This window comes from Acidovorax sp. DMC1 (assembly GCF_056314325.1).
Genome location: NZ_JBQUYO010000001.1, coordinates 495,366 through 522,045 on the forward strand (window position 1 = coordinate 495,366; position 26,680 = coordinate 522,045).

Genomic DNA, 26,680 nt, shown 5'->3' on the forward strand with positions numbered 1-26,680 from the left:
ACTCCTGAGTTAAAAAAGAAAAGTTAAGGAAAGAAAAAACGAAAGGGAAACTTAGTGCGCGTTGTGCGCCTGACCAAGGTAGATCAGCGCGAGCATCATGAAGATGAATGCTTGCAGCGAGATCACCAAAATGTGGAACAGCGTCCAGATGGTGCCAGCGATGACGTGGCCCACAGGCAGCAGCACACCCGACAGCGACAGGGCCGCAGCACCACCCATGAGGGCGATGAGCATGAACACCAGTTCGCCAGCGTACATGTTGCCGAACAACCGCATGCCATGGGACACGGTGTTGGCGACATATTCAATGATCTGCATGAGCAGATTCACCACGCCCAGGATCAGGGCGAAGATAGGATTCTTGCTTGTGCCAAAAGGAGCCGACACCAGTTCGTGCGCCCAGCCGCCGGCCCCCTTGATCTTGACGCTGTACCAGAAGCGCAGGATCAGGATAGCGAAAGCGAGGCCCAGCGTGGTGGACAGATCGGCTGTGGGCACAACACGCAGATAAGCGTGGTGTGGGTCGTGACCTGCAGCGCCGTAGATCTTGGCCCAGATGGCGGGCAGCAGGTCCACAGGCAGCATGTCCATGAAATTCATCAAGAAGATCCAGACGAACACCGTCAGACCCAGGGGAGCGATGAACTTGCGGCTTTCGGCGTTGTGGATGTTGGCCTTGGCCTGGTTGTCCACCATCTCGACCAGCATCTCGACCGCAGCCTGGAAACGACCGGGCACACCCGAGGTTGCCTTACGGGCAGCTGACCACAGAATCAAAAGGGTGAGCGCACCCAGAACCAAACCGACGATGATCGAGTCGTAGTTGATGACAGTGAAATCAACAATCTTGGTCTGGTTGACGTTTTGAAGATGCTGCAGGTGGTGAACGATGTATTCACTTGCAGTCGGAGCGTGCGCTTCTGCGGCCATCGGACAACTCTTCTCTCTATCAATCGGTTTTTCGGACACCAGGCCGCACCAACAGTGCCACCCAGTACGTTTTCATTGCGACCACCATGCCAACCAGCAAGGCAATCCAGCTCAAGCCCGGCACCAGCCGAGGTGCCGCCGCCAGCAGCGCCACCGTCAACATGATCTTGGCGATTTCCCACCCAAAGAACCCCACCATGGCAGCCCGCGGATTGGATGACGCCTTGTGGCGCAACACACCGCGGGCAAACAGTGCGGCCGGAGCCACCACTGCCAGAGCGCCGTAGGCTGCAGACCAGCCCACCACCGCCCTGCCCGTCAGAACCCAGGCCACCAGGGCCACCAGCATTCCGACCAGCGCCTGACCTGCCACCACCTTCCACACCGAGAGGGGCGGATGGCGACTGCGCCACTGCTGCGCCTCTTGGGCCGTCAGGGGCTTGAAGTCAGATTCTTCAGCCTCAGTTTCAGTCTCTGGCGGGATTGTTTTCATTGATGAATGACGCCCGCGTTACAGACCGCAACTTTTACAAAGCCTCTAATTATAAGTAAAAACCCATGGCACCAGACAAAAACCCGCAAACGCGACGGCGGGTTGCGTGTGTGCCCGCCCCGTTGTGGTGACGTGCCAACGGCACTGGCGCTCACAAAACGGCCTCGCCATGCACCGATCTGGCGCACGCCGAAAGGGCAGCGCGAAGAGCCGAACGCGCCTGTGGCGCACAATGACAGTGCGTCGCCAGCTATCGAAACCGCAGCACCCCACTCACCGCTAATCACCATGACATCCTCCAATCCGCCGCCCGCCAACGGCCTCGATCCCCAGGCCGCCGATCCACGCAAAGACTCGCTGATCGAATACCCCTCCAAGTTCCCAATCAAAGTCATGGGCGCCAAGGTGGACGGCTTCGTGCATGCCGTGACCGAAATGGCGCGCCAGTTCGACCCTACCTTCGACGCTGCCACCATTGAACTGCGCGACAGCCGCGCGGGCAATTACCTCGGAGTAACCATCACCATCACGGCGACCAGCCGCGAGCAGCTGGACGACCTGTACCGCGCGCTGTCCTCGCACCCGATGGTGAAAGTGGTGCTGTAACCGCCGTCTCTGCAGATTGCGCCATGACGATTGACATCCGCCTGCTGGGCCGCGTGGACTACGCCAGCACCGTGCAGGCCATGCAGGACTACACAGCCACACGGACGCCGTCGGACGCTGACACGCTCTGGATTTGTGAGCATCCACCGCTTTACACCCAGGGCATTGCAGGCAAAAGCGACCATGTGCTGGACCCGGGCGAGATCCCCGTCATCGCCACCAACCGGGGCGGGCAGGTGACCTTCCACGGCCCCGGTCAGGTGGTCGCCTACCCGCTGATCGATCTGCAACGCGCGGGCTATTTCGTCAAGGAATACGTCTACCGCGTCGAAGAGGCCGTGATCCGCACGCTGGCGCACTTCGGCATCACAGGCCACCGGGTTGCCGGTGCACCCGGCATTTACGTGCGTCTGGATGACCCGCACAGCCACGCCATGCTGCCCCAACGCCCCCAAAAACGCACGGGCGCCGAGGCACCCACACCCGACTTCGAAGGCCTGGGCAAGATTGCCGCGCTGGGCATCAAGGTCAGCCGCCACTGCACCTACCACGGCGTGGCGCTGAACGTGGACATGGACCTGGAGCCTTACGACCGCATCAACCCTTGCGGTTACGCAGGATTGAAAACGGTGGACCTTTCTACAATCGGGGTCCACACCACCTGGGAAGAAGCCGCGCAGGTGCTGGGCCAGCAGCTCAGCATCCGGTTGGCGCCCTGAACTCTGCCTACAGCCATGAGCACCCCTGAAGTCGTCCGCGAAGCGCAATCCACCGAAGCCTACAACCCGCTGGCCAAGCAAAAGGCTGCGGCCAAGCTGTCGCGTATTCCGATCAAGGTGGAGCAAGGCGAAGTGCTCAAAAAGCCCGAGTGGATCCGCGTGAAGGCAGGCAGCCCCACCACCCGCTTCTACGAGATCAAGGACATCCTGCGCGAGCACAAGCTCCACACGGTGTGCGAAGAAGCCTCGTGCCCCAACATCGGCGAATGCTTTGGCAAGGGCACGGCCACGTTCATGATCATGGGCGACAAGTGCACGCGCCGCTGCCCGTTCTGCGACGTGGGCCATGGTCGCCCCGACCCACTGGACAAGGACGAGCCACTGAACCTGGCCAAAACCATCGCTGCGCTCAAGCTCAAGTACGTGGTGATCACCAGCGTGGACCGCGACGACCTGCGCGACGGCGGCAGCGGCCACTTTGTGGAATGCATTCAGAACATCCGCGAGCTGTCGCCCCAAACGCAGATCGAAATCCTGGTGCCCGACTTCCGTGGCCGCGATGACCGCGCGCTCGAAATCCTCAAGGCAGCCCCCCCGGATGTGATGAACCACAACCTGGAAACCGCGCCCCGCCTGTACAAGGAAGCGCGTCCCGGTTCGGACTACCAGTTCAGCCTGAACCTGCTGAAAAAGTTCAAGGCGCTGCACCCCAACGTGCCCACCAAGAGCGGCATCATGGTGGGCCTGGGCGAGACGGACGAAGAGATTCTGCAAGTGATGCGCGACATGCGCGAGCACAACATCGACATGCTGACCATTGGTCAGTATCTGGCGCCCAGCAACAGCCACCTGCCCGTGCGCCGCTACGTGCACCCCGACACCTTCAAGATGTTCGAGGAAGAGGCCTACAAGATGGGCTTCAGCCACGCGGCCGTGGGCGCCATGGTGCGCTCCAGCTACCACGCGGACCAGCAGGCGCACGCCGCAGGTGTCTGACCTCTTTTCATAGCGCCCCGCAATCCCCGCCTCAACCCCGCGGCTGTCAATTATGAACGGACTACCGGTTAACGATTCAACCCTGGTTGGACGACTCCAGCTCCAGCGGGAGTACCCGAAGCAGGTGCAGGGGGGAGTGCAGCGCGAGGGCGAACAGGTGTATCCGCTACAGCCTGAGCTTTGTCCACCACGATGGATATCGGGGCCTCTGCAGGACATAACTCCGCAGGATCAATGCCACTACGCTGCTGCCCGGCATCCGCGGGTGAAGGCATGTCGGCGCGACTCACATTAAGTGCGGGCAGTAACTGCCCCATGGCACTCAGGGTCCTAGCCTGAGCCACTATCTGATCGTATCGCGCGTTGACATACGCTCTGCTCGCCTGGAATGCTTCGTTCTGGGTATCAAGCAAGTCGAGCAATGTGCGCTGACCAAGATCGAACTGCTGCCTGTATGCCTCACGCGCTTTTTCGGTGGAAAGCCGGTGCTGATCCAAATACGTCATTTGCTCTATTAAACGTCGGACGTCATTGAACGCAATCACCGTGGTCTGCCGCACATCTCGGCAAGCCTTCTCCTTAAGCTCGCGCGCTTGGAACTTGTTGTCAACAGCCTGCTGCTCCCGCGCCCTGTCTGCACCGCCTCGATAGAAGTTGTAGGTCAGCACCAGCTCGACCGTGCTATCCCTTGATCGCCCCTGCTCTCCAATCAGATTGCGATCCCAAGACTGTCGCGCCCGAAAATCAATCCGAGGGGCATACCCCGCCTTCTGTGATGCGATGCCTGCTTCGCTAGCAAGCACGTTCTCGAGGGCCGCGTTGATCGTAGGACTGTTGTTCAAGGCGAAGTTAACTACGTCTTCAGTTTTTGCAGGCAAGGCGCCGAGCTTGAATCCTTCCGGCAGGGAAACCAACGTGCCGGGGGGCAGTTCGCCAATCAACCGCTGATAACGGGCGCTGACATCATGCAAATTGGATATTTCCGTCAACAAGTTCGACTCCGCCAAAGCCAGGCGACCTGTCGCTTGCTCAAGATCGACACGCCGCCCAACACCGGCAGAAGTGCGTTCATCAATCTGGTTCGTTGTCAGCTTGTGTTCGACGTAGTTTTGTTTAGCCTGCTCGACCAGTTCCCGGTAGCGCGCCACGTCGGCATACGCCCGCACAGCCTCCAGTGCCGCCGTTTCCGATGCCTCTACCAGTTCGTAGTACCGCGTGAGCTTGGCATGCCCCAGCCGTTTGACTTCGTTGCTGGTGAAGAAGCCGTCGAACAACATCTGATTCAGTGTCAGGGCGGCCCCAGTGTGGTGGTAAGAGCCGGTACTTCCCGAGGGGCGTACCCGGTTTTCGCGCCCAGTGCTGGCCAACGCATCCAGCTGAGGCAGGAAGCCTGCCCGAGCGACACTGCGCTCGGAGTCGGCTGCTCGAAAGCCAAACCATCGAGCTTGCACATCTGGGTTGTTTGTCACGGCCTTGCGAGCAGCCTCGACTAGGCCCTCAGGAGGTGTTTGCGCAGCAGCGCCCGTACTGATGAAAACAGCGGCAGCGATCAGGCTAAGAGACAGTTTCATGGCGACTCCGAATCGTTTGTGATGCAGAATCGAAACGTAACATTTACCTTGAAACTCTCACAGTTTTTTTTTACAACGAGGTCACATCGCCCTCGACCCAGTACTTTCAGCCAGGTAGCCGCGAACTCTGCGTTCCATGCCCTCCATTCCGCCACCTAAGAAGCGTGCGCTCCGAATCGCAGTGCGAGTTCGGGCGTTAGTGGCACTCACCATTACTTTGGCACTGGGGGTTGTGTCCAGCGCACCGGATCTGGATAAGATCCAATCTGTAGCGCTCCAGCGCTACGGCGCCAAGGGCTCTGATCTCGTCATTGCCTGGAGGGCCATGATGGCTGAAGGCAGCCGTCTCAGCGAAGCCGAGAAGCTAGCCCAAGTGAATAACTTCTTCAACCGGCGGATGCTGTTTGAAAGCGACTCGTTCATCTGGCAGCAAGACGACTACTGGGCCACTCCGCTGGAATTCATGGGCAAAAGCGCAGGGGACTGCGAAGATTTCTCCATCGCCAAGTACATCACGCTGCTGCACATGGGGGTCCCCAACGCCAAGCTGCGCATGATCTATGTTCGGGCCCGGATCGGGGGCGCTGGCAGCGCGAAAAGCGAAGCGCATATGGTGTTGGGCTATTACGCCAACCCCGCAGACGAACCGATGGTACTGGACAACCTGATCACCACCATCCGCCCCGCCTCATCCCGGGCCGATCTGTCACCTGTTTTCAGCTTCAACAATGAAGGCCTCTGGGTCTCTGGCGCCACCACCTCTTCGGCAGACCCGACAGCCCGCCTGTCGCGCTGGCGCGATGTGCTGGAGCGCATGCGGCAAGAAGGCTTCTGAATGCTGCGCCCTTTCTAGGAGATACAGCACATGTCACTCACCAAACAACTCTGGCTTGCCATCGGCCTGGTCATGGCGATTGCGTTTGGAGGCAGCATGCTGGTCAGTGTGCTATCTGCTCGGCACTACCTGCAGCAGCAGCTGCAGGTCAAGAACATCGACAACGCGACCTCGCTGGCGCTGGCCCTGTCGCAGCTGGACAAGGACCCCGTGACGGTCGAACTTCAGGTCGCGGCACAGTTCGATGCTGGGCACTACCGCTTCATCCGGATTGTGTCGCCCACTGGGCAGACGCTGGTCGAACGCAGCTTCTCTGGCTCCTTGCAGGGCGCACCTGCCTGGTTCGCGCGGCTGATTCCCATGAACGCCGAGCCCGGACGGGCCCAGATCCAGGACGGCTGGAAGCAATATGGCACTCTCACCCTTGCCAGCCACGACCAGTACGCCTACCACAGCCTGTGGACGGGCACCCTGGAGCTGCTGGCCTGGTTCGTTCTGGGCAGTGTCGTCGCAGGTGGCGTTGGCACCCTTGCCGTCAAGCGCATCACATCTCCCTTGCGCGACGTAGTGGCACAGGCCGAGGCCATCGCAGACCGGCGCTTCGTCAAGATTGCTGAGCCGAGTACGCCAGAGCTGCGCAGTGTGGCGCGCGGCATGAATGAGATGGTCACGCGCTTGCGGTCGATGTTTGGTGAGGAGGCTGCGCGCCTGGACGGACTGCGCAAGAAGGTCAATCGAGACGCAGTGACCGGACTCTCCAGCCGCGACTACTTCCTATCGCACCTTCAGGAGGCGATAGAAGGCGAACAGTTTCTCTCTTCAGGGAGTCTGGTGATCCTTAGGCTGACCGATCTCGAAGGGTTGAACAACCAGCTGGGGCACCAGAAGGCCGATGCGCTGCTCAAGCACTTGGGCACCGTGCTGTACAAAAGCGGCGAGGGTAAGCCCGGCCAGCGGGCGGGTCGGCTCAAAGGGGGCGAGTTCGGCGTGCTGTGCCCCTCCACGCCGTCGCCACAAGAAGCAGCACAGGACATCTTCGCCGCCCTGTCCTCGCAGTGGCTCCCCCACTGGTCAGCATTCGTCCCGGACCTGTTCCACATCGGTGCCTTGGGATACCGCAGGCAGGAGCCCCTGGGCGAACTCTTCAGCCGCGCAGACGAAGCACTGGCCCGCGCAGCGTCCCTCGGGCCCAACAGTATGTACGTGGACGAGGGCGCGCACTCCGCCGACGCGCGGCCCGCCGAACAGTGGCGGACCTTGCTGACCGAGGCAGTCAGCGGCGGCAGGCTTCAATTGGCCTTCTACCCAGTGGTGGACGGCAGCGGGAATGGCGCCATCCACCAGGAAGGCGTGATCCGGCTGGTGGCTGATGCCTCCGGTGCACTAATGTCTGCGGGAGACTTCATGCCCATGGCAGCCCACCTCAACCTCACCGCCCCTATCGATCTACGCGTGGTGCGCTTGGCCATTGAGCACCTGCGCAGCTCCGCCGGAGACATTGCCGTCAACCTCTCGGCCGAGACCATCGCAGACTTCCGCTTCCGCAACGAACTCACCCAGCTTCTGCACGCCTACCCCGACATGTGTGCGCGCTTGCTGTTCGAGGTACCTGAGTACGGCGTGTTCCGAGCCTTCGATGCCTTCAAGGCATTGGCGCACACCCTGCAGCAACTGGGTTGCCGTGTTGGTATCGAATATTTCGGTCAGCGCTTCACCGAGGGCAACAAGCTTGCGGACCTTGGGCTGGATTACATCAAGGTCCACCCCAGCTACGTACGCGGCATTGGCGACAACCTGGGCAACCAAGAGTTTTTGCGAGGCCTGTGCAACATCGCCCACGCAATTGGCATCCAGGTCATCGCCTTGGGGGTGGAGTCGCGGGACGATCTACCGCTTCTGGCGTCGCTGGGTTTCGATGGCGCCACGGGACCGGGCATCCGTTGAAGCAATACGGGACTGGCCGCAGTATCAGCCCCGTCCTCAACGGCTGTGCTCCCGCTCCTGCAGGCTCAGCAGTCCGTACCAGTAAATACTCCAACTCGGCCGCAGACCCTCTCATTCCCATGAGGGACAACGGCCATTTTTATTGAAGTTCTATGGGAAAAGCCCTTGCGCTGCGAAGCGCAAGGGCCACGGGGTCGGAAGACGCCGGGAACCCACTACCAAGCGCGTGGCCCGATCAGTCTTCGTTCGGCTTGATTTCGATGGTCGCCACGCTGGGTGCCCCAAGGGCCAGATCCACTGCGAGGGCCGCAGGCGTGGTGTCCTCTACCACCACCGTCTGCGATGCGCCGCCAGCCGCGGGCCCGTTGCTGTCGAGCGTGATGGAGGTGTCTCCTGCGACGGCAGCGGGGGGTAGGTTGGCCAGCAGGTCGCCACCATCGTCCGCCAGCAGGTCGGCCACTTCAATCTTGTCGCCCTCGGCCAGGCCTGTGACGACATCCTTGTCAGGGGTGCCGCCCGTAGTGCTGTCCGCCAGGTTGATCTTGATCGTGTCGTCGCCATCCCCGCCAGTGAGGGCGTCGCTGCCTTTCCCGCCGACCAGGGTATCGCTTCCCGTGCCGCCGTCCAGCGTGTCGTTTCCGCTCTGACCGTCGAGCTTGTCGTCACCGTCGCCGCCCTTGACCACATCGTTGCCTTTGCCCGCCAGCACGGTGTCGTCGCCCTTGCTGCCGACAATAGTTTCCGACGCATCACCACCCTTAATGGTCAAACCGCCATTTGTGGGGTCTGACAGGCTCACCTTGTCGCCGTCGAGCGTGTTGTCGGTGTCGATGACCACCTTGACGTCGATCGGTTTGGCAAGCTGGTCGCCGTCGCCATCCACCACCACCGCCTGGAAGTTGATCCACGTCTGGTCAGCGTAGACCGGCTTGGTCACTGGTGGAGTCGTCACGGTCTCGGTGTAGGTCAACGTGGCGGCGTCAGTCACCCGGTAATCGGTGCAGTCCTCGGCAGCGAACTGCACGGTGTTGAACGTGGTGCTGCCCGCTGGGTCCACCTTGACAGAGGTCTCGACGCTGGCCGTGCCGCCACTGGTATTGCCGCCGGAGGTTGTGCCATCCTTGTAGAGGGTGCTGCCGACTGCAGTGGTGGTGGACACCACTCCACTGGTGGTCGTGTTACCAGCGTTGATGATGGCGGTTTCTTCCTTGCCCAGATGGTCGAGCTTGAAGTCTGCGGTAATCACGTTCAGGCGCGTGCCATCGGCCTTGAAGAACTCGACCACCAGCCTTTCGCCAGCACCGTCGCCAGCACCGACAGCGTCGCTCTTGTCAGAATCACGCACACCTTCGGAAGAAGCGTTGTCGATGAAGTTGTCGCCCACCCCAAAGCCGCCGCCCCCGTTGCCATTGCCTGTGGAAGACCAGTTGACCTTGGGGTCATTCGCCTGGTTCGCGTCGGTCTGGAAGATCACATCGTCCTGGGTGACTTCCCACTTGGAGCCATCCTTCACCACACCGTTGACCACCGTCTCGTCCTTATCGGCCGTGACCACCATGTAGATGCCTGTGGCGGAATCCACATACTTTGCCATCATCTCCGTGCCACCGGAGGACGACTGGCCGGATGGTTTGAACACATCATCGTTCTTGCTGTCGCCGAAGACCACCGTCTTTTCCACGGTCGTGGTGCTGCCCGGCGAGACAACTTCAGTCCCCACCTGCACCTTGTCTGCCACCGCCAGCATGTTGGTCACATAGCTTGTGGTGCCATCCGCGTTGACCACACCCTCCACAGTGAAGGCGGTCTTGATCTCGCCGCAGTCGTCGTACACCGCCTTGATGGTGCCGTCGCTGGTGGTCTGGTAGTACACCTTGTTGCCATCCACCGTCATCACCGTGGACTGCACCGAGCCCCCTTGCATGTACGACAAGGACACATAGCGCAGCGACGAGCCGCCCACAGACGCCGCCGTAGTAGCCGCCATGTTCACATCGGCCCCCACCACATCGGCCCCCACACGGGCGCCCAGGTCGGCGACGACCTCGCCCACGCCGCTGTTGGCGACCAGTGTGTCCTGCGTGCCCCCCACATAGACGGGCGCATCGTCCTGGATCTTGACGTTGAAGCCCTGCACCTCGGTCTCACCGCCCTCGGTCTTGTTGGCCACCAGCTGCAGGTACAGGTTTTCTTCGCCACTTTGGGTGTAGGCGTGGTCCACCTGGCCCTTCAGCTCCAGCTTGTACTGGCCACTGTCGTCAATGGTGGCCACGGCCACCGTGCGCAGGTCTTCGCCCGCACCTGCGACACCGGTCAGCGTCTTGCCATCGCCCGACACCGTCCAGCGCACTTCGTCGCCTGCCGAGGTGATCTTTTGTACGGGCACACCAAGGGTGTAGGTGGCGCTGCCCATGCCCAGCGTACCCGTGGTGTCCGTGGTGTGCGGGCTGCTGTCTACGTTGCCTGTGGCCAGGCCATCTTCATAAACCATTCCCAGGCCCTGCGTGCTCAGCTGGTGGCCCGTGTCGATGGTCAGCGTGGCGCTGTCGGTGTCGCCGTCGCCGTCCTTCATCTGGTAGCTGAACTGGTCCTTGGTGCCGCTCTCCACATATTCTTCAAAGCTGACGGCCTTGACGAAATAGTCCGAGCTGTCGCTGCCCTTGTCGCCCGCCAGGTAGTCCACGCCGGTGAACACCACGTTCTGGAAGGCAATGGGGTTGCCATCAGCGCCCAGCACTTCGATTTCGACCTGACCCTGGTGTACGTTGGTGTTGGCAAACAGCGCGCCGCCAATCATCCCCTCGCCTACCTTGTTGCCAGCAGCGTCGAACGCCTCCCAGCGGCCGGTTTCGCCATTGTTGCCCGCCTGGCCGGATTCGTTCTGGTACAGGTTGGAGATATCCACCACCGCCCGCACGGCCATCTTGCCCAGGTCCACCGACAGGGCTTCCGTGCCCTGGGTCGGTGAATAGCCTACCTGCTCTGGGGTGCTTGCACCCACATCACCGGGCACGGGCTCAGTCGGGTCGTCCACCCCGGCGCCGCTGGGCTGGTCCGTGACCACCGCACCGCCGGTCTGTGCCACGCTCGGGTTGGTGATGAGCTGCTCGCCCAGGTTCGTGGTGTAAGGCTTGCCGTAGTCGAACGCATCGGTGCCTGCGGGCACACCGGCACCGCCACCCAGCTGGATGGTCGTCTGGTGGCCTGTGTAGGAGTAGTCACCATCGGATTCGATGGTGAGCGAGCCGTACTGGCCCGCCACCGTGGCGCTGCCGCCGCTGGCGACAGCCGTACCAGGGGTCCACGCCGCACCTTCAGCACCGGCGCGCACCTGGACCACCTCGGCCTTGGCTCCGTCCTGCATGCCTTCGTGCTGGTCCTGGCCCGCCACCCCCGAGGTGGTGCCTGCGCCAGTGAGTACGTTGCCGGTTGCAACCCGGTGGTCCACCACCCACTGCGTGCCATCGGTGTCGTCCCGTGCGATGGGGCCGTCATCGGCAATGAACAGCATGCGGCCTACATCGATGCTGGCCTGCACATGGTCGCCATCGCCATCGGTGGCCGTCAGCTGCAGACCGATCTTGCCCGCCAGCGCGGACTGCACCTCGTTCGAATCGCCCGGAGTGGAGTGCACGACGGTGCGCTGCTGGTCGAAAGTCACCTCGCCCGTGGCGGCATTGATCGACAGCTTGAACACCGTCTTCTCCATCCCGTCCACCATGACATAGCCAATCACCACTCCACCAGGGCCGCTCTTGAGCAGCACATCCGAAGGCTGTCCATTGGACGACAGTGCCGTGTCATGGAAACCCGAGGACGCGCCTTCTCCACCGGTGAGCACCAGGCTATAGACCTTCCCGTTCAGCGCTGCGGCACCATCTGCCCCATAACTCACCGTGAAGCGTGTGGAGCCCAGGTCGGACTCTGCATCGACATCGAGGAAAGTGTCATCCACCAGCAGAGGCATGGTGACGTTGAGCAGCACGTCGTTGTAGTCCCGGTCGCCCCCGCCATAGATGTCCTCCCAGTTCTGGTTGCCCGAAGCCGGTCCCACGGCCACCGTGTTGACATGGGAGAGTCCGTCCAGGTTCAGCGCGCTGTTGTCGAACAGCGCAGCCGCCCCCTGCCCCGCCAGCGGCGTCCCGCCCGCACTGGCTACCCACTGCCCGCTGCCGTCCTTGGAGAAACTCACCGGGGTGCTGTTGCCCAGCGATCCATTGAGGCTGTCGCCATTCGGGATCATGAAGAAACCCACCTGGCCGGGCAACACGCCGGGCGGCAGGGTGACGCTGGTCACCGGCTGGTTCTTCACGTTGTCCCAGACCACCATGCCGGTGGTGGGCTCGCCGCTGCCATTCTTGATGTAGTAGCCCCAGGTGTTGTTGTACCCGGCGTCGCTGCCCACCAGCTGCACGGTGATGCCCGGCACGGGTTCGGGATCCACCGTGGCGATGACAGGGATGTCGTCCTTGACGCTGGCCGCCAGCCCCACGCCGATGGAGTCGCCATCGCGGTCCTCACCGACGATATTCACCACGCCCAGGTTCAGCGTGTCCTCGCCCTGGGCGGAGTGTGTCAGGGCACCGGTTACCGTGAGTGTGTACTCGCCGTTGGCCTTGACCTCCAGCACTGCGACTGCGCCGCTTGCAGTGCCTTGGGGCACCCCCGCAGCATTGAAGTACACCGTGCCGCCCGCAGACGGATCGACCAGCACGGTGGTTCCGCCAAACTGCACCGCCGTGACCTTGCCAAAGCCGTCAGCACCCCATTGCACGGCGCCCGTCATCACCTTGACACCCGTGGAAGCCTCCAGCTGTGAGCCGTTGACCAGGTCCGTGGCATCGCGCTCGTCGTTGCCGATCTTGGAACCTCCGCGCAGGGCCGATTCTTCCTCCAGCAGTGCGCTCAGCACCACCGGTGCACCGTCCACCAGCGTGGCCTTGGGCGCATCGTCTTCCAGCGTGACCTTGAGTGCCATGCTGTCGGTCAGGCCCGTGGCTGGGTTGGCGGGCCGGTCATTGGCGATGACGGTGAAGTCGAGGTCCTTCACATCGCTGTCGGTATTCGTGCCAGGTGCAGGTCGCGCATGGTCCACAGGGCCCAACAGTTCCACCGTGCTGGTGTAGCCACTGTCGTAGGTGCCACCCAGCGTCACCTTGATGACCTGGGTGCCACCCACCCAGCCCACCAGCTCGGTGCCAGACGGATTGGCCACCCAGTTGACCGGGACACCGCCAGAAGTCAACACCGGCAGCGAACCCGGTGTGGTGTCGAACCGGATGGCAACCGTGTCTCCGATGTCCGGGTCCGCCACACCGAAGCCGGCAGCGCCGTTGGTGCTCTGGCCCGGATTCTCGCGGTTGCCCTGCGCCAAGGCGTCCTCGTGCACGGTGACGGCGATCTGGTCTGCATTCGGCCCGGAGTAGCGCGACACCTCGCCGTCATCCTTGTTGCCATCGCCGTCCTTGTCGATCCATATCTGGGTCGTCTGATCGTTGCCGGTCACGAACTCGGGCGCATCGTTGACACCTTGTACCGTCACCCGCACGTTGGCCACATCGGTGTCGCCGTCTGCGTCCTTCATCTGGTAGTTGAACTGGTCGGTCACCGTCGCCCCGGCGCCCAAGGCCATGGCCTTGAGGTTGTCGAGCGTGTAGGACCCCGTACCGTCGGTGGCGATCTTGAGCCCGCCCATGGTCCCCATGGCATCCAGCGATGGGCCTGTGAGGTCGGTCGTGTCGTACGAACGGTCTCCCCCTGTGCGGGTAAACACCACGCTGGCAGTCCCGCCGTCGGCCTTGGCTTCGTAGGCGTCGTTGCTGAGCACATTGCCGATGGCATGGCTCGTCGTGCCCGTGGCCCCGGCCGTGGCCGTGAGGTTGCGGGCATCGTCGGCGGCCACCGGCCCGGTGTCCTGGAAGTTGATCTGCCGGCCGATGTCGTAGGTCGCCACGTTGGACCTATCGCCGTCGCCATCCTTGGCCTGCGCCGTCAGCTGGATCACGCCGCTGCCGATGTTGACAATCTCATGCGGGTCGTTCGTGGGATGCACCACCGCACGGAACTGCTCCACCGTAACCTGGCCGTTGTTGACTGCATCGCCAGCCACCGTGACCTTGAACACATTGGTCTGGACACCACCGATGAGGATGTAGCCCACGGCCGCCCCACCCTCCATCTTCACCAGCACCGTGGAGCCCGTTGCGGTGTCCTTGAGGGTAGAGGCCTGCCCCTGGGCGCCCACACTCAGGCCGAATGTCTTGCTGCCGGTGGCAGCGGCGCCATCCGCTCCGAAATTGAACTGGAAGCTACCCGAAAGCGCCTTGCCATCCGTGTCGGAGCTGGTGCCCGCATCGGCCTCGGCATCCTTCACCAGCAGCGGCACGTTCCAGTTCAGGTTCAGGTTGACGTCGTCGTAGTCTTTATCCGAACTGGTGGAGGTGATCTTGAGATCTTCCCAGTTGAAGTTGCCCCGGCTGCCCTGGCCGGCCGATGTCCCGGAGGGCGTCTGCTGCACATGCGACTGGCCATCGCTATTGAGCCGCTGGTCCGAGAAGTAGACCGGCGCGCCATCGCCTGACAGGGCGACGCCCCCGACAAAGGCCGTCCACTTTCCGTTGACCTGCTGGAAGGACACGGCCTGCGTATCTCCCAGGGCACCGTTGCGGCCGTCACCGTTGGGGATGATGAAGAAGCCGATCTGGTCCGCCGTGACCCCTGTGGGCAACGACACCGCCGCATTGCCCTCGGTCTTGACGTTGTCCCAGAGCACCATGCCGCCTTTGGAGGTGTCGATCGTGCCGTCGGGATTCTTGAAGTAGTAGCCGAAGCTGTTGTTGTAGCCCGCCTCGCCGCCTTTGTACTCAACCGTGAAACCATGTGCCGCCACAGGCACGGCTTCGGACACCGTCACGATAGGTACATCGTCCTTGACCGAGGCGTTGAGTTCCACGCCTATGATGTCGCCATCACCATCCTGGCCCATGAACATGATTCTCGGCAGGTTCAGCAGATCCTCGCCCTGCGAGGAATGCTTGAGTGCCGACAGCACCTCGAACTGGTAGGCTCCCGTTTCTGCATTCACCGTCAGCACCGCTGCACCACCGGTGGCGCCCGCCGCCAGAGCCTTGCCGTTCTGGTCGAAGTACACCGTCACCACGCCGCCCACCGGGCTGTAGCTGTTTTCGGAGAAGAACCCGCTCTGCACCTTGATGCCCGTGATACCGCCAAACTGGTCAGCACCCCACTTCACGGCGCCCTGGAAGCCGGTGGCGTCCGACTTCACATAGCTGAGGTCGGGGTTCTCGGTTTCGTTGTTGCCCAACGTGCCGCTACCCGACACAGGCACGGACTCTTCCTCGACCACCACGCTGAGCTTGACGGCCCGCCCATCCACCCGGACCGCCTCTGGCACGTCGTCCTGGATCTTGGCGATGAGGTCCACGCCAATTTGGTCACCGTCCCCATCCACCCCCACGAAGGTGACGGTGGGCAGCAGCATCAGGTTCTCGCCACCTCCTACTTCGTGGTCCAGCGGACCGATGACTGTGAGGCGGTATCCACCACTATCGCCATTGATTTCCAGCATCACCGAGCGCGGGGTGCTTGTATCACCTTCAGCAATGGGCTGGCCATTGCGATCCAGGTACACCGTGGCAACGGCATTGCCCACTGCGTATTCCTGTCCAGCAATGCGCACGGCCTCCACGCCGCCGAACTGATCAGCGCCCCAGCGCACGACGCCCGTCATGGATTCGTGGCCCGTGGATGCATTCAGCGAGCCCAATGGGAGCAGACCCAGCCAATCCAGCGATTCGTTATTGCCGATCACTCCACCGCTACCATTCGATGCAGACTCCTCTTCGAGCAGCGCGACCAGAGGCACCGGGACGCCCAGCACCTTCACGTGCACTGGCACGTCGTCCTGCACCCGGGTTTCCAGCGCTACGGAGATGGGGTCGCCGTCACCGTCTTCGCCCATCAGGCGCACGGTTTCCAGATTGAGCCAATCCTCCCCTTGCACCACGGTGCCACCGGCCGCATGGTTCATGGTGGCCAGCACGGTCAGGGTGTAGCTGCCCGAGGCGTCGACCAGCAGGCTGGCAGCGGCACCGTCAGGTTGCGTTCCACCGGGCCCCGCAGGAATCACAGAACCATCAGCACCAAACCAGACGGTCTGCCCAATGGGCACCACACTGGCAGCTTCACCACTGCCCACGCGCACGCCGGTGAGCTGACCAAAACCGTCCGCACCCCAGTTGATGGCGCCATTGATCTGGGTGAGCCCGCCGTTGGCGGTGGAAGTCAGGGGCAGGTCATTCTCGTCGTTGCCGATCTTGGTGCCATCGACACGCACGGACTCTTCCTCGGCGTCCAGTGACAGGCGAGGCTCCAGCCCTGTTTGCAAGTATTGGTTTCCACCGCCCTCTTCGGGCCATTCTTCCCCATCATTGCCGTAGCGATAGACCGGCACGTCGTCACCAAAGAGCAACCGCCCGCCCAGGTCCAGCGCTGCCATCACGGTGTCGTCGTCGTTGTCCGTGGCGGCCAGCACCACGGAAAGCACGCCCTTGCCAATCGCTTGCAGCTCGTCCAGTCCACCTTCCTCTCCATCAGGCGCGGCGTGGCGGATGGCGCCCGTCTGGGTCATGACCACGGCGCCAGTGTGCGGATCCATCTGCAGCGTGAGGATCACGTTGCCACTGCCATCGCGACCGACCACCTCGCCAGGGTTGCCGGTGGCACTCAGCATGATCTCGGTATTGGTACCAGTGGCATAGAGTCCCGTCGCGCCTCCATTGCCGATCTGGAAAGCAAACGCATAGCCATCAGGCGTCTTCTCGCCCTCCCCTTCACTCCCCCCGCCAGGATGCAGCTTGGGACCATCGGCGCCGAAGGACACCACAAACGCCGTGCCGTTGAAGGTATTGCTGTCGGTGTCTGTATCCGGTCCTTGAGAGTTGTTTTCAGTACCCTCGGAGCCGGTGTTGGTAGCCTCATTCACGCCACGATCCGAAGTCATGAGCGTCGGGATGCCTTCGGTGCTGGACTCAATCACCGGGATGTCATCCTGCACGGACATGCCGACTTCGGCCGTGAACGCGCCCCCCTCTCCGGTGACGCCATTGATGGTCACCGTGGGCAAGACCAGAAAGTTTTCACCGCCACCAGGGGCGTGCTGCAGCGGGCCGACTACCGTCAGGGTGTAGCTGCCGCTGGAAGTAATGACCAACAGGACCGCAGGAGGTGTGGGATCGCCCAGGGGTATGGGTTCTCCCTGAGCGTTGAAGTAAATGGTTGCGCCCACTGTTGTCACAGGCACCGGCGCAAAGCCCGGAACGCTGATAGAGAAGATGCTGCCACCACCCAGATCAAACGTTCCTTGCTGGTAGCTATAGAGGCCCTCGTCCTCGTCGTTACCAATCACCCCGTTCACACTTCGGCTTTCCCTGCCAGAAGAGACGGATTCTTCCTCGAGGGTGATGCTCAGGCTCACCCGCACCGGTTCTGGTCCGGGTGGCGGAGGCGGAGGAGACACAGGAGGAGGTCCAGGTGGCGGTGGAGCGGGTGGTGGTGGCGCCGGGACCGGGGGGGTGGGAGCGGGTGGGGGAGCCGGCGGCAAAGGTGCGGGGGCCGGTGCAGGGGTCGGCGGGGGCACTGGACTGGCTGCATCCAGTGCAAGCACTGCCAAAGGGTTGACATCGATGTCCGGCGCCGTTTTTGGAGCGAAGCTGTAGAGGTAGGACAGGGGATCCACCCCCTCAAAGATGCGCAGCAATTGCACAAAGCTGCTGCCCTCCCCCTCGCCTCCACCGCCTCCGCCCAGACCTGCTGCCGTAGCCTCCAGTTGTTCGTTGAGGTCGCCGCCACGCTCCAGCGCTTGGATCACCGTATCAATGGTGCCTTGAGCAACACTTGCATCTTGTGCTGTGGGACGCTCTGCCGTCTGCGTCACGCTCTCGTCCAGTTTGACGCTTTGCTCAGGAGCCACAGCCAATAACTTGCCGTCGTCCATGAGTAGCTCGACCTTGGAGCCCGCAGGGGTCTGCACGACCTCCCCCTGCTGCAGAACATCACCCGCTTTAAGGGCTCGGCGATTGCCATTGGCATCGACCGCAAATGCTGCGCCCGACACAGCTACGACAGTGGCGATTTGAGACATAAATATGCTCCGTTGAACCCGAAACTTCTGTTCTTGTCGCCCAGAAGAACGGCAGTTGACTGATGATTCAGAAGGCTACCGCCGGGGTCTTGGACGCACCATTGGACTTAAGTCCACTTTTGAGGGGCAACGCCCCGGAGTTCTCAGATCGTTTCGTTGCCTGAATCGTCGCCCAATAGATCCAAGCTATTGCTGAGCCGAGCACGGGTCTCTTTACGCTCCAGCAACTTGTTCTGAGCCGCCAATGGAAGATCCGTGAAACGAATGACGCCCCGTGCGATCAGCAAGTCGACCAAGTCTTCCGTAACCCTAGCCAACCCCGCATCGGAGGAACTCAAGGGATGAATGTTTTTGTCAGACATGACCACTCGCCCCTTGAGCGCCTTGGTTGAGGCGAAGCACCAGTTGCACGCGGTCACGTACCTCCAGCTTTTCAAAGGCAGCGCCAAGATGAGCCTTCACTGTCCGCTCAGAAATGAAGAGCTTTTCTGCGATCTCCTTGTTCGAAAGTCCGCGGGCAACAGCCTGGGCCACCTCAAGCTCGCGCGAAGAAAGTAAACCCTGTAGATTCGCCTGAGTCGGTGGACTGGTTTGAGAGGCCGTAAGGCTCCAGGTAGCCGCAGCCAGTCGCGCCACCAATGTCGGCCCTACCCACAAACCTCCGTGCTGAACCACTACCGCTACCTCTTTCAACATTTCGGGTACGGAAAAAAGATGACAGTACCCCCTAGCCCCTTCATTGATGGCGAGTAAGCCCTCACGATCATCGGGCATGCCAGACACCACAACTGCACGCGTCGCTGGTGCGTTTGCAAGCACCGTTCGCAGGAACTCGGGCCAATCGGAATACTCCGTGCTCAACCATGCGATGGCTGGGGCGTTGTCAGGCTGCCGCAAAGCATCAATCAGCATTAACTTGCCGGACTTACCAAAACAAGTCCCCGATTCGAACGCCGTGAACCAACGGTCTGACGACTGGGCCTTGTCGCTTATCAGAAAGTGGCGCATAGACTTCACCTCTCCGACAGAGCATTGGCCTTGGCGCGCAGCACAGGCTTGAGAAGATAAGCTAGGACGGTCTTCTTGCCTGTGAGGATGTCTACCTGCGCCACCATTCCAGGAATGATGGGCAAATTCGGTCCCAGACTGGCCTTGCGTGTACGCACTCTTACCAGATAGTTGGCGTTGCCCTTTTCATCCACAACTGAATCAGCACTGATGTTCACGACATCAGCCACCAACCCCCCGTAGATGGAGAAATCGTAAGCAGTGAACTTGACCATGGCCTCTTGACCTGGATGCAAAAAGGCGATGTCGCGGGGGCTGACCTGCGCCTCCAGAATCAGCGCATCATCAGAAGGCACAATTTCCACGACCTCCTTGCCAGGCTGCACCACCCCCCCCACGGTATTGACCAGAAGGCGCTTGACCGTGCCGCGTACGGGCGACCGAATGTCGGCGTGCTTGACCTTGTCGGCCAGCGCGCGGCCGCCTTCCGACATGCTGGAGAGTTTGCTCATGGTCTCCGACAGCTCCGCGCTCATCTGGTTGCGCGCCGTGAGCTGCACCTCCTCGATGCGCCGGGACGCCTCCTGGATGGCCGCCTGAACCCTTGAAATCTGCGCATCCGCTTGCTCGCGGTCACCCCGCAGCCGGGCCACCTCGCGGTCGAGCCTCAGCACCTCGACTTCGGAGACGGCGCCCGTCGCCACCATGGGCTTGGTGGCATTCAGTTCCTTAAGCATCAGCTCCAGCCCCCGCTCGGCCTGCTCCTTGCGCGCACGCACTTCGTTGAGTTCCTGCTGCCGCTGCAGCAGCTGGTTTTGCGAGATGGACACTTGCGCGCTGATCTCCTCGCGCCGCGACCGGTACAGGCGCATCTCCTGCGCCACGATGTCCGGGGCATCCCGCAGCAGCTCGGGTGGCGGAATGAAACTGCCCCCCTGGGTAAGGGCCTGTAAGCGCAGGGCCTTGGCCTGCAGCGCAAGGAGACTGGCCCGGCTTTCAAGCATGGTGGAGAGGAACCGGGTGGAGTCCACACGCAGCAGCAACTGGCCCGCTTCCACGAGCTGCCCCTCGCGCACCGGCAGTTCTTCCACAATGCCGCCGTCCACGCTCTGGATCACCTGCACCTGGCTGGTAGGCACCACCTTGCCATCGCCGCGTGTCACTTCATCCAGTTCGGCATACGCTGCCCACAGCACCAGCAACAGCAAAAAGAGAACCGCCAGGCGCAGCAGTGCGCGGGCGCGCAGAGGCTCCTGCTGAAGGCGCGCCCAGTCGGCATCGTCCGCCCAGTCCAGCGATTCGGCAGACCCTGCCGGCGTGAGCCGCTTGACCATGCGGCCAAAGATGGAGTCGCTGGCCGCCCCACCCGTCTTGACGGCGCGCCCGATCTGCTGGAAGGCTTTCTCGTTGAGTTCGGCCATGTCACACCGCCTTCCCGATGCGCCCCTGCCGCAGCGCCTGCACCACCTGCTCCTTGGGTCCGTCGGCCACCACACGGCCAGCATCCATCACGATGATGCGGTCCACCAGCTCCAGCAGCGACGTCCTGTGGCTGATGAGCACCAAGGTACGGCCCTTGGAAAAGTCCGCCAAGCGGCGCTTGATATCTTCTTCGCTCGAATGGTCCATGGACGAGGTGGGCTCGTCGAGCAGCAACACGGCCGGATCGTTGATCACGGCCCTGGCAATCGACACCCCCTGGCGCTGCCCCCCGGACAGCGACTCCCCACGCTCCCCCACCAGCATGTCGAACCCCTGGGGGTGGGCATTGATGAGGGGCAGGATGCCCCCGATCTCAGCCGCGCGCACCACCGATTCATCGTCTGCCAGCGGCGCTCCCAGCGTGATGTTGTCGCGCAGCGATCCGTAGAACAGCATCACATCTTGCTGCACGTAACCCATCTGCCGCCGCTGCTCTGCGGGGTCCAGCTGTCGCAGGTCGATACCATCAATGAGCACCGCCCCCGACGTGGGCCGGTACAGCCCCAGGATCAGTTTCTGCAGCGTGGTCTTGCCCGAGCCGATGCGGCCCAAGATGGCCACGCGCTCCCCAGGCTTGATGTTCAACGTCACATTGCGCAGCGATGCCGCCTGCTGGCCCGGGTAGGTGAAGCTCACATCGCGAAACTCGATGCCCCCCTGGAGACGCCCCCGACTGATGAAATTAGCCCCTTCGGGCCTGTCCACATCCCGCTTCATCATTTCGTTCAGAGAGGTCAGCGCAGTAGAAGCCGTGTGATATTGCACCAGCAACCCCGCCACCTGCCCTACCGGCGCCATGGCGCGCGAGGCCAGCATGGTGCAGGCGATCAGTCCACCCATGGTGAGCTGGCGCTCGCCAATCATGTACACACCCAGGATAACGATCACCAGATTGATGAGCTGCTGCAGGAAGGCCGAACTGTTGCTGGCCGTCGCCGAAAGCAGGCGCAGTTGCACGCCGACCCTCGCCAGCAAGGCCGTGCTGCGCTCCCACTTGCGCTGCAGTGGCGCCTCGGCGCCCAGCGCCTTCACGGTCTCGAAACCCACCAGCGCCTCCACCAGCGTGGCATTGCGCTGTGCCCCGGCGCGGTAGGTGGTTTCGGACAGCTCGTGCATGCGCCCCTGCACTGCCAGTGCGTACAGCAGCATCACCAAGGCCCCGATGAACAGTGGAATCAGCATGGGCCAGGAAATCCAACCGATTACCACGACAAAAATCAGCGCAAACGGCAGATCGATGAACGCTACGACTGAGGCCGAACTGATGAAGTCCCTCACCGACTCGAAGGACCGCAGGTTCGACGCAAACGATCCCGCCGATGCAGGCCTCTGCTCCATGCGTGTCCCAAGCACTTTCTCCATGATATGGGCCGAAAGCTTCACGTCTGCACGGCTGCTGGCCAAGTCCACAAACCGACCCCGCAAGGTGCGCAACACCAAATCTCCGACGAGCATGATGGATAGCCCGAGTGCCAGCACCCACAGAGTGTCCATCGCGTTATTGGGAACAACACGGTCATACACATTCATGGTGAAAATGGGCATGCCGAGTGCAAACAGGTTTGCCAGTAACGCGGCCAGCAGTACATCGCGGTACAGGCCATGGTTTTCTGCCAGCACGGACCAGAACCAGTGCCCATGCCGACCGGCTTTCACTTCAGGTGCTCGTGCATCAAACCTTTGGGCTGGACGCACATATACCGTGGTCCCCAGGTAGTCCGCCTCCAATGCACCACGCGACACCTGGACGGGTGCATCACCCAGCTCCGGGAACACGACGACTGCCTCGCCGCGCCCATCGCTCCAGCCAAGAAGCACACAGGCGCGCTCGCCCTTCAGCAGCAATACCGCTGGCAGCAGCACATCCTTGACCCGAGTCAGAGGCTCACGCACCAAGCGACTGCTCATGTGGGCGCGGCGAGCTGCACGCGCGAACAGGCTGGGGGTCAGTCGGTGCTGTTCTGCGGGTAGCCCTGCCATCACGGCCTCAGCCGTGGAAGGCACGCCATGCGCCTTGGCCACGATCAGCAGACACGACAACAACTCGTCAGAACTGCCCACTGCAAGCCTTGCAGGCTGTACCACACCTGCATTTGAAACCATATGAATTCCTTGTTGCTCAATGTTCCAAATCACTCTAGCAACATAAATTCAAACAGCGAAGCAATAAATGGCAGCCTCGGCGGCAACCGCTCCCGCCAGCGTGCCTCTGGAGCCGGACCGACAGTTGCAGCAAAATCCACGGTCGGACGCCCCCAATGGACACCTCAGATCAGCTCTCCCTGCGCCGCTACGGCGCCTCCCCCGGCCGCCACAGCCACGACCACTTCCAGATACTACTGGGGCTATCGGGCGCGCTGGAACTGGAGGTGGAAGGGCGCGGCGTGCAGGTACCTACCGGCGGGGGCTGCGTCATCGCTCCGGGGGACCGGCACGATTTCGAGTCCGCAGATGGCAGCCTGTGCCTGGTGCTCGACAGTGCCCACCCTGCCTGGGCAGCACTCACGCGCATGCCTGCGGCGATGTCCCCCCCCGCCCAGGCGCTACCCTTAGTGCACTACTTGGTCAGCGCATTGCAGCAGGGCCACCCGCTGGCGCTGACCCATGGCCCCGCCTTGCTGCGAGAGGCTTGGCTGACTGCAAGACAACCGTTTCCCACCAAACGCCTAGCTCCAGCAGGGATGAATCTGGAGACCACGCGCGGTCGCACCATCGACTGGGCCGCTCTGCAGCAGTGGGCTGCCCAGCAGTGGCACCGGGAACTGACCGTGGCCGACCTGGCTGCGCAGGTGCACCTGAGCCCCAGCCAGTTTGCCGCGCGCTGCCGGGACGACCACGGCATAGGCGCCATGGCCTGGCTGCGCGGCTTGCGCCTGGCGCAGGCCCGGGTGCTGCGCAGCACCGGCATGGCGGTGGCTGAGGTGGCCCAGCGCACTGGGTACCGCTCGCCTTCCGCCCTCACTGCAGCCTTGCGCCGAGCCGAGCACAACGCTTAACGACACATCACGGCAGGCAACTGCGGGCAGCACCCTCTCATTCCATTTCCAAATCATTTGTGTCCAGGCGCGAAGCCGCAGACAGTGCTGTAGCACGGCTAGGCGAGGCAACAACGACACGGATGATTGAGAAATGGAATCAAAACCTCGGCGCGCGACGACACACCGGTGTTGCGCGACGATTCACTACAGCAGGCGCGCGTAAGCTCGGCGCCATGCAAGCCAACCTCTATGCCCTGGGCGCCATTGCGCTATGGGCTTCTCTCGCCTCGCTGGGGGTGTCCCTCACCCACATTCCGCCCTTCCTGCTCACGGGCATTGCGCTCATCATCGGCAGCGTGCCCGCATGGCCCTTTGTGCTGCGTGATCCGTCGCAGTGGCGCATTCCGCTGCGCACGCTGGCCTTGGGCGTGTATGGCCTGTTTGCGTACCACTTTCTGCTGTTCATCGCGCTGCGCCACGCGCCGCCGGTGGAGGCGAACCTCGTCAACTACCTGTGGCCGCTGTTCATCGTGGTGCTGTCACCCGTGGTGCTGCCGGGCGTGGCACTGCGACTGCCGCATGTACTGGCGGCGCTGCTGGGGTTTGGGGGCGCGGCCATCGCCATTGCAGGCGGACGCGAGTTGAGCGGCACGCTGGCCTGGGGCTACCTGCCCGCGCTGGCCGCCGCCTTCATCTGGGCCACCTATTCGCTCATGACCAAGCGTGTGGCAGCGTTCCCCACCACGGCGATTGGCCTCTTCGGGCTGGTGTCTGGCGTGCTGTCGCTGCTATGCCATGGGCTGCTGGAGCCCGCCGTGGCGCTGCAGCCGCGCGACTGGGGGCTGCTGGCGGTGTTGGGGCTGGGGCCGCTGGGGGCGTCGTTCTTTATGTGGGACAAGGCGCTGAAGCTGGGGGACGCACGGCACATCGGCATCCTGAGCTACATCACGCCGCTGGCCTCCACGGCGCTGCTGATTTTGGTGAGCGGCCGCACCTTCACCTGGAGCATTGCACTGGCCACCGTCATGATCATCAGCGCAGCGGTGATGGGAATGCGGGCGCGCTGACGGGTGCAGGATTAACGCACCTGCGGCAGCAAAAATAGGCAAACAGGTCGATAGCGCTAGTGGCATATGCCCCAGCAGCTATCAATTTTAAAGTAACTACTGCGTCCCAGGGCGTCAGCCTTTGAGCAGCACGGCGGGCTCGTCGCCGTCCAGTACCTGCTGGGCCCAGGGGGCGAGCTTGCGCGTGTCGGCGCGCAGCACCTCCTGCTTGACGGCCAGGATCTGCGCCGGGTGCATGGAGAAGCTGCGCAGGCCCAGTCCCAGCAGCAGGCGCGTCATGGTCACGTCGCCCGCCGTCTCGCCGCACACACACACGCTTTTGCCCTGGCGCTCGCCCTCGGCGATCACGTCGCCCACCAGGCGCAGCACGGCGGGGTGCAACGGGTCGTACAGGTGCGCCACGGCCTCGTCGGCACGGTCGATGGCCAGCGTGTACTGGATCAGGTCGTTGGTGCCGATGGACAAGAAATCGAAGTATTTGAGGAAAGTGCGCACCATGAGCGCCGCGGCGGGCACCTCGATCATCGCGCCCAGCTGCACCGGGCCGTAGGGCTCGCCACGCGCGTCCAGCTCACCCCGGGCCAGATCGACCTGAGCGAGCGTCTGCTGGATCTCATGCGTGTGCGCGAGCATGGGGAACAGCAGGTTGACCTTGCCATGCGCCGCGGCGCGCAGCACGGCACGCAGTTGGGTGCGGAACATGGCAGGGTCGGCCAGGCTCCAGCGGATGGCGCGCAGACCCAGCGCGGGGTTGAGGTAGTTGTCCTTGTGGGCCTTGTTGTCGAGCGGTTTGTCGGCGCCCACATCGATGGTGCGGATGGTGACCGGCAGGCCCTGCATGCCGTCGATGGCCTCGCAGTAGGCGCGGTACTGCTCGTCCTCGCCGGGCAGGTTGCCGCTTTTGCCCATGAACAGAAATTCGCTGCGGAACAGGCCCACACCGACGGCGCCCGCGCGCACGGCAGCGGCGGCGTCGCCGGGCTGTTCGATGTTGGCCAGCAGCTCGATCTTGTGGCCGTCGATGGTGATGGCGGGGGTGTGGCGCAGGCGCGCCAGGCGCTCGCGCTCCAGCTCGACCTGGCGCTGGCGAAATCCGTATTCGGCCAGGATGATGGGCGAAGGGTCCACGATGACCACGCCCGCATCGCCGTCGATGATGACCCAGTCGTCCTGCCGCACCAGCTGGCTGGCGGCGCGCGCACCCACCACGGCGGGGATGTCCATGCTGCGCGCGACGATGGCAGTGTGCGATGTCTTACCGCCCACGTCGGTCACAAACCCGGCGAACACGCTTTGCTTGAACTGCAGCATGTCGGCGGGTGAGAGGTCGTGCGCCACCAGCACCAGGGGCACGTCCACCGTGTCGTCCAACAGCAGGTCCTGCTGCAGGCCCAGTTGCTTGTGCCGGCGCGGGCTGCTGGCCGGTGGCGCCACGGGGCTGGCCACGCCCTTCATATGGCGCAGGATGCGCTCGACCACCTGCTCCAGGTCGGCCTTGCGTTCGCGCAGGTACTCGTCCTCCATCTCATCGAACTGGCGCGCAATCACTTCGAGCTGGGTGGTGAGCGCCCACTCGGCGTTGTACAGGCGCTCGGTAATCCAGTGCTTGACGCCGCCGGTGAGGGCCTCGTCCTGCAGCAGCATCAGGTGCACGTCCAGCAGCGCGGTCAGCTCGTGCGGCGCATCAGCGGGCATGTCGGTCTGCAGGCGCTGCAGCTCCTCGACCACCGCATTGCGGCCCTGGCGCACGCGCTCGATCTCACCTTCGACCTGGGAGGGCTCGACAAAGTAGTGCGCCACATCCACCCGGCTGGACGCCACCAGCACGGCCCGGCCAATGGCAATGCCGCGTGCAACTGCGAGGCCGTGGACGGAGAAGGTCATGGTGG

At 62.7% G+C, this 26,680-nt stretch carries 16 protein-coding genes and 1 pseudogene; 7 read left to right on the plus strand and 10 right to left on the minus strand.

Going from position 1 to position 26,680, the window contains the following annotated elements; translation table 11 throughout:
- Positions 1-51: 51 nt before the first annotated feature.
- Positions 52-930, minus strand: coding sequence for a F0F1 ATP synthase subunit A (gene atpB / locus ACT531_RS02310; RefSeq protein WP_015012209.1), 879 nt, complete (start codon positions 928-930; stop codon positions 52-54).
- Between the two features lie 19 nt (positions 931-949).
- Complete coding sequence (locus ACT531_RS02315; protein WP_209816478.1) at positions 950-1,423, minus strand: ATP synthase subunit I; 474 nt, start codon at positions 1,421-1,423, stop codon at positions 950-952.
- Between the two features lie 288 nt (positions 1,424-1,711).
- Between ACT531_RS02315 and ACT531_RS02320 the strand changes: the two genes are divergently transcribed.
- Genes ACT531_RS02320 through lipA form a run of 3 tightly spaced genes read left to right on the plus strand, consistent with a single transcriptional unit; the run spans position 1,712 to position 3,744 of the window.
- Entirely contained in the window at positions 1,712-2,029 is a 318-nt protein-coding gene (locus tag ACT531_RS02320; RefSeq protein WP_110961982.1) for a YbeD family protein, read from the plus strand.
- Positions 2,030-2,052: 23 nt separating this feature from the next.
- The gene (lipB, locus tag ACT531_RS02325) at positions 2,053-2,748 is read left to right on the plus strand and encodes a lipoyl(octanoyl) transferase LipB (RefSeq protein WP_476016339.1); all 696 of its coding nucleotides are present in this window, start codon (positions 2,053-2,055) and stop codon (positions 2,746-2,748) included.
- A gap of 15 nt (positions 2,749-2,763) precedes the next feature.
- Positions 2,764-3,744 (plus strand): lipoyl synthase, encoded by a 981-nt coding sequence (gene lipA / locus ACT531_RS02330; protein ID WP_015012205.1) that lies wholly within the window; start codon positions 2,764-2,766, stop codon positions 3,742-3,744.
- A gap of 68 nt (positions 3,745-3,812) precedes the next feature.
- Here the strand turns inward: lipA and ACT531_RS02335 are convergent, their stop codons facing one another.
- Entirely contained in the window at positions 3,813-5,315 is a 1,503-nt protein-coding gene (locus ACT531_RS02335) for a TolC family outer membrane protein (protein WP_476016340.1), read from the minus strand.
- A gap of 136 nt (positions 5,316-5,451) precedes the next feature.
- Between ACT531_RS02335 and ACT531_RS02340 the strand changes: the two genes are divergently transcribed.
- Together ACT531_RS02340 and ACT531_RS02345 are read left to right on the plus strand one after the other, a co-directional pair.
- Positions 5,452-6,150: a transglutaminase-like cysteine peptidase gene (locus tag ACT531_RS02340; RefSeq protein WP_476016341.1), complete on the plus strand. Its 699-nt coding sequence runs from the start codon at positions 5,452-5,454 to the stop codon at positions 6,148-6,150.
- Between the two features lie 30 nt (positions 6,151-6,180).
- On the plus strand, positions 6,181-8,094 hold the full coding sequence (locus tag ACT531_RS02345) for an EAL domain-containing protein (protein ID WP_476016342.1): 1,914 nt from the start codon (positions 6,181-6,183) through the stop codon (positions 8,092-8,094).
- A gap of 235 nt (positions 8,095-8,329) precedes the next feature.
- On the opposite strand, the gene ACT531_RS02350 is transcribed toward ACT531_RS02345, so the two are convergent.
- The 6 genes and pseudogenes from ACT531_RS02350 to ACT531_RS02375 form a co-directional block, all read right to left on the minus strand.
- Positions 8,330-17,326, minus strand: coding sequence for a DUF5801 repeats-in-toxin domain-containing protein (locus tag ACT531_RS02350; protein ID WP_476016617.1), 8,997 nt, complete (start codon positions 17,324-17,326; stop codon positions 8,330-8,332).
- Between the two features lie 513 nt (positions 17,327-17,839).
- A pseudogene (locus tag ACT531_RS02355) lies at positions 17,840-18,256 on the minus strand (retention module-containing protein); the annotation flags it as partial.
- Positions 18,257-18,399: 143 nt separating this feature from the next.
- Positions 18,400-18,618, minus strand: coding sequence for a hypothetical protein (locus ACT531_RS02360; protein WP_476016343.1), 219 nt, complete (start codon positions 18,616-18,618; stop codon positions 18,400-18,402).
- Positions 18,611-19,264, minus strand: a complete 654-nt coding sequence (locus ACT531_RS02365; RefSeq protein ID WP_476016344.1) for a helix-turn-helix transcriptional regulator — start codon at positions 19,262-19,264, stop codon at positions 18,611-18,613. The genes ACT531_RS02360 and ACT531_RS02365 overlap by 8 nt, the downstream gene beginning before the upstream one ends.
- A gap of 5 nt (positions 19,265-19,269) precedes the next feature.
- On the minus strand, positions 19,270-20,685 hold the full coding sequence (locus ACT531_RS02370) for an HlyD family type I secretion periplasmic adaptor subunit (RefSeq protein WP_476016345.1): 1,416 nt from the start codon (positions 20,683-20,685) through the stop codon (positions 19,270-19,272).
- Position 20,686: 1 nt separating this feature from the next.
- The gene (locus ACT531_RS02375; RefSeq protein ID WP_476016346.1) at positions 20,687-22,849 is read right to left on the minus strand and encodes a type I secretion system permease/ATPase; all 2,163 of its coding nucleotides are present in this window, start codon (positions 22,847-22,849) and stop codon (positions 20,687-20,689) included.
- A gap of 155 nt (positions 22,850-23,004) precedes the next feature.
- Here ACT531_RS02375 and ACT531_RS02380 point away from each other — a divergent pair, with 155 nt between their 5' ends.
- Together ACT531_RS02380 and ACT531_RS02385 are read left to right on the plus strand one after the other, a co-directional pair.
- Complete coding sequence (locus ACT531_RS02380; protein ID WP_476016347.1) at positions 23,005-23,742, plus strand: AraC family transcriptional regulator; 738 nt, start codon at positions 23,005-23,007, stop codon at positions 23,740-23,742.
- Between the two features lie 215 nt (positions 23,743-23,957).
- Positions 23,958-24,791, plus strand: a complete 834-nt coding sequence (locus ACT531_RS02385) for a DMT family transporter (RefSeq protein WP_476016348.1) — start codon at positions 23,958-23,960, stop codon at positions 24,789-24,791.
- A gap of 114 nt (positions 24,792-24,905) precedes the next feature.
- Here ACT531_RS02385 and ptsP read toward each other — a convergent pair whose 3' ends face one another.
- Positions 24,906-26,675, minus strand: coding sequence for a phosphoenolpyruvate--protein phosphotransferase (ptsP, locus tag ACT531_RS02390; RefSeq protein WP_110961978.1), 1,770 nt, complete (start codon positions 26,673-26,675; stop codon positions 24,906-24,908).
- Between the last annotated feature and the right edge of the window lie 5 nt (positions 26,676-26,680).